The sequence below is a fragment of the Halomonas sp. genome (assembly GCF_031581305.1).
In the GTDB taxonomy this organism is placed as follows: domain Bacteria; phylum Pseudomonadota; class Gammaproteobacteria; order Pseudomonadales; family Halomonadaceae; genus Halomonas.
Window position 1 is genome coordinate 1 of the sequence record NZ_JAVLBC010000240.1, and the last position, 4,325, is coordinate 4,325.

The window sequence follows — 4,325 nt, forward strand, 5'->3', positions numbered from 1 at the left end:
CTGACATGCCGATCGCGCCCGAACACCGCGCCCTCTACCAGGCCTTTCTCGACCAGGGGCTGGACGCCTGGCTGGCCCGCCTCCCCGGCCAGCTCGCCAGCGGCCTGGATCGCCAGCGCTTCGGCGACCTGCCGGCCTGGGAGAAGGCCGTGGCCAAGCTGCCCCCCCTGCCCGACAAGAGGCAAGTGAGTCTGGACGCCGACACCGTCAGCGTCGAGGTCGACCTCACCGACGGCCGGCGACGCCAGGTCGAGAACCTGCTGGGCAAGCTCGCGCCCTGGCGCAAGGGGCCCTACCGGCTCGGCGGCACCTTCATCGACACCGAGTGGCACTCGGACTGGAAGTGGCAGCGGGTGGCGCCGCATCTGGCGCCGCTGGCCGGTCGCCGCGTACTGGATGTGGGCGGCGGCAACGGCTACCACGCCTGGCGCATGGCAGGCCGCGGGGCGGACTTCGTGCTGGTGATCGACCCCTCGCCGCGCTTCTTCTGGCAGTTCCGGGCGGTGCGCCACTTCGTCGGCGACGCCGACGGCGGGCGCACCCACTTCCTGCCGGTCGGCATCGAGGAGGTCCCCGAGGCGCTGGGCTTCTTCGACACGGTGTTCTCCATGGGCGTGCTCTACCACCGCCCCTCGCCCCTGGAGCATATCCAGCAGCTCAAGGAGGCCCTGCGCCCGGGTGGCGAGCTGGTACTGGAGACCCTGGTGGTCGAGGGCGACGAAACCACCGTGCTGCTGCCCGGCAGCCGCTACGCCGCCATGCCCAACGTCTACTTCCTGCCCTCCTCCGCCGCGCTCTGCCAGTGGCTCGAACGCTGCGGCCTGGAGAACGCGCGGGTGGTGGACGAGGCGGTGACGACCACGGATGAGCAGCGCACCACCGACTGGATGACCTTCCAGTCGCTGGCCGACTTCCTCGACCCCGAAGACCCGTCCCGCACCCGCGAGGGCCATCCCGCCCCGCGCCGGGCGGTGGTCATCGCCAATCGGCCGGCCTGAGCGCGGCCCGGGCCTCACGCGGTATCGCTGGTCGTGGTGGCCACATCACGGCGCACCGCGGCCAGCCCATGGTCGGAGATGAAGCCGTGTGCCCGGGCATGTTCCGCCATCCGCACGCTGTCCGCCGCCAGCACCAGCTCGCAGCGGGTGTGGCATATCTGGTCGCGCAACAGCTGGATGTCACGCTGCCGATCTACCCGCCGGTCCACGCGACGGATATAGATCGCCTCGACGCGTCCGGGATGGGCCTTGACGATGCGGGTGTAGACTTCCGGGTCGTGCTGCCCACTGTCGCCGATCAGGATGCAGGGCACTCCCTCGAACATGGCCAGCATGCGGCTGATCAGTCGCTCCTTGTGATCCTCGGCCCGGCGCGGCCAGGGATGGCGGGGCGAGATGCCCCACTCGCGCAGGAACAGGATCGGCCCGACCGGGATGCGATTGAGCTGGAAGAAGGTCTCCAGCATCTCGTAGATCGCCCAGGGCCCCCGGGAGACATAGAGGATGGGCCGCTCGCCCCGGTCATCCGCACCGCGATGCAGGGCCTGGTACAGCGATGCCACGCCGGGAAAGGCCGTGCGCTGATGGGGTTTCTCCACGAACAGCCGATAGAGCATCCGCAGCTTGTCGGCCACGCCGGTGTGCATCACGGTATCGTCGATATCGCTGATCACCAGCAGGTCGGTCTCGGGGGCCGGGATATAGACCTCCACGCTGGTGCGCACCGGCCCCTCGCGCTCGGCCGTGACCCACAGTTCGGCGCGGTGCCAGGAACGGTCGCGCGGCAGCGAGGGATCGAGGGGCAGATGAGCATCGAAGTAGCCATCTCGGTCGGTGGTCACGATGACACGAGTGTCGCCCAGGCGGATCTCGACGCCGGCATCGGCCACGCCTCGACGGACGATGCGCCGTATCACGTCGGCCAGGTCACGCAGGAAGCCGCGGCGCGGCACCCCTCTGCCCAGGGGTGCCTGACGAAACACGCGGCCGGTGAGGAAGGCTTCTCGCCGCGAGCCATACCCCCGGTAGGGGGTGACCGTCAGGCCGCCATGGCCGTGATCGCGCTTCATCGGCCTGGCCACGACTCCCGCCAGCCGCTTCAGGAACAGGGTGAAGCGTCGCAGCGCCCGCTTCACCCACGCCACCCTCTCCACTGACCCGATCGAGGCTCGCCATTCATGGTCGGATGCTCCAGGGCATGTCGATGATCCTCATCCTACCCTTCCCGCAGGTACTTCGCCTTCCCTGGCCTTGATCAGCCCACCCTGTGCCACCCCGGTGCCTCGCTTCGCACGTAACCTAGCGCCGCAGGATCACCAGCCAGCGCCCCAGGTTGAGGATGCTGGCCAGGGAGGCCGCCACATAAGTGAAGGCGCAGGCGGTGAGCACATGGCGGGCGCCGGCCAGGTCGCGGGGCGGGATGTACTCCTTGAGCAGCGGCAGGGCACGCTGGAAGCTGGCATCGAACTCCACCGGCAGGGTCACCAGGTGCACCAGGGCCGCGGTGCCGAAACTGATCACCGCGGCGGCCACGACGATGGCCAGGCCGCCCGGCAGGCGGGTCAACACGAACAGGAAGGGCGCGGCCATCATCAGCAGCGCCCCGACCTTCTCGGCCTTCTGCGCCACCGCCACCAGCCGCGAACGCGCCAGCAGCGGCGCATAGCCTTGGTGGTGCTGGATGGCATGCCCCACCTCATGGGCCGCCACCGTCACCGCGGTGAGCGAGCGGCCCTCGTAGTGTTCCCGGGAGAGGCGCACGCGACGCGCCTCGGGGTCGTAGTGGTCGCCCTGGTCGGTCATCTCGACCCTGACCCCCTCGAGCCCGAGGCGTCGGACCAGGTGGTCCGCCAGCTCACCCCCGGTCCCGGGGTACTCCTCGCGCCCCCGGGCGTGGTGCGCCAGCACCCACTTCGCCCAGAGGTTGGGCAGCAGGAAGAGGGCCAGCAGCAGCACGATTGCCAGGACGATGATCATCGGGGCAGGCTCCGGAGTAGGGTCAGGTCATTGGACCTAGCCTACCAGAGCCAGTTTCCTCGGCGGTGACTTCTCGGTGCGAGGCCATCGACAGCCCGGCGCGCCTTTCTCGACGACTGTTCAGCTGTAGGCCCGGTAAGCTCCAGCGCACCGGGCGGAAACGCCGGATGCGCCTCCGGCTTATCCAGCCTACGCTGCTGCCGAAGGATCAGCCCCGAGCGATACCGCCAATCCTTGCTAACTCGGGGACTTCCGAGCCATTGAACCTACAGCAGTTCGCGGACATCCCTGGCCTCCCAGTGCGGGAAGTACTTGCGCACCAGGGCGTTGAGCTCCAGCTCGAAGCCAGCCCAGTCCGCCCCGCCCGCCGGTCGGTCACCCGAATCGGCGACGCCGCGGATCATCCCCGCCCCCACCGTGACGTTGGAGAGCCGGTCGATGACGATGAAGCTGCCGGTGCCCGGGCTCGTGCCGTAGTCATCCAGCGGCACCTCGGCGGTCAGCTCGACCCGGCAGCGGGCGATGGCGTTGAGCTCGAGGCGATCGGCCGGGTGACGCGCCAGGCTGTTGACGTCCACCTGGTGGAGGATCTCGCCGACCTGCCCCGACACGGAGCGCCCGGCCAGGCGGATGTCGACCTGGCGCCCGGGGGCGAGCGCCTCGTCATGCATCCAGACGATGTCGGCCTCGAAGGCATCGGCCATGGCCACTTCGGCGTCGGCGGCCACGATCCAGTCGCCTCGGGAGATGTCGATCTCGTCCTCCAGGGTCACGGTGATCGCCTGCCCCGGCCAGGCGGCCTCCAGGTCGCCGTCGAAGGTGACGATGCGCTCGACCGTCGAGACCCGCCCGGAGGGCAGCACCCTGATCGCCTGGCCCGGGCGCAGGATGCCGGCCTCGAGGGTGCCGGCATAGCCCCGGAAATCCAGGTCGGGCCGGTTGACGTACTGCACCGGCAGGCGCAGGTCGGTCAGGTTGCGATCGCGGCTCACCTCGATGCCCTCGAGCAGCTCGAGCAGCGGTGGTCCTGCATACCAGGGCATGCGCTCGCTGCGGTTGACCACGTTGTCGCCCTCGAGCGCCGAGAGCGGCACGAAGTGGATGTCGGGCGCGGCCAGCTGCCCGGCGAAGTCGCGATAGTCGGCGACGATCTCCTCGAAGCGCGCCTCGTCGAAGCCCACCAGGTCCATCTTGTTGACCGCGATCACCAGGTGCTGGATACCCAGCAGGTCGGCGATGAAGCTGTGTCGTCTGGTTTGCGTTTGAACGCCATACCGAGCGTCGATCAGGATGATCGCCAGGCTCGCCGTGGAGGCCCCGGTCGCCATGTTGCGGGTGTACTGCTCGTGG

4 protein-coding genes are annotated in these 4,325 nt (G+C 69.2%); 1 reads left to right on the forward strand and 3 read right to left on the reverse strand.

What is annotated here, in order from left to right:
- The first annotated feature begins 5 nt into the window (after positions 1–5).
- The gene (cmoB, locus tag RI841_RS14910; protein WP_310706422.1) at positions 6–998 is read left to right on the forward strand and encodes a tRNA 5-methoxyuridine(34)/uridine 5-oxyacetic acid(34) synthase CmoB; all 993 of its coding nucleotides are present in this window, start codon (positions 6–8) and stop codon (positions 996–998) included.
- A gap of 14 nt (positions 999–1,012) precedes the next feature.
- On the opposite strand, the gene RI841_RS14915 is transcribed toward cmoB, so the two are convergent.
- The 3 genes from RI841_RS14915 to RI841_RS14925 form a co-directional block, all read right to left on the reverse strand.
- Positions 1,013–2,068: a phosphatase domain-containing protein gene (locus RI841_RS14915; protein WP_310706423.1), complete on the reverse strand. Its 1,056-nt coding sequence runs from the start codon at positions 2,066–2,068 to the stop codon at positions 1,013–1,015.
- Positions 2,069–2,297: 229 nt separating this feature from the next.
- On the reverse strand, positions 2,298–2,972 hold the full coding sequence (locus RI841_RS14920) for a zinc metallopeptidase (RefSeq protein WP_310706424.1): 675 nt from the start codon (positions 2,970–2,972) through the stop codon (positions 2,298–2,300).
- A gap of 269 nt (positions 2,973–3,241) precedes the next feature.
- Positions 3,242–4,325: elongation factor 1-alpha C-terminal domain-related protein (locus RI841_RS14925; RefSeq protein WP_310706421.1), on the reverse strand; the 1,084-nt coding region annotated here is incomplete at its 5' end.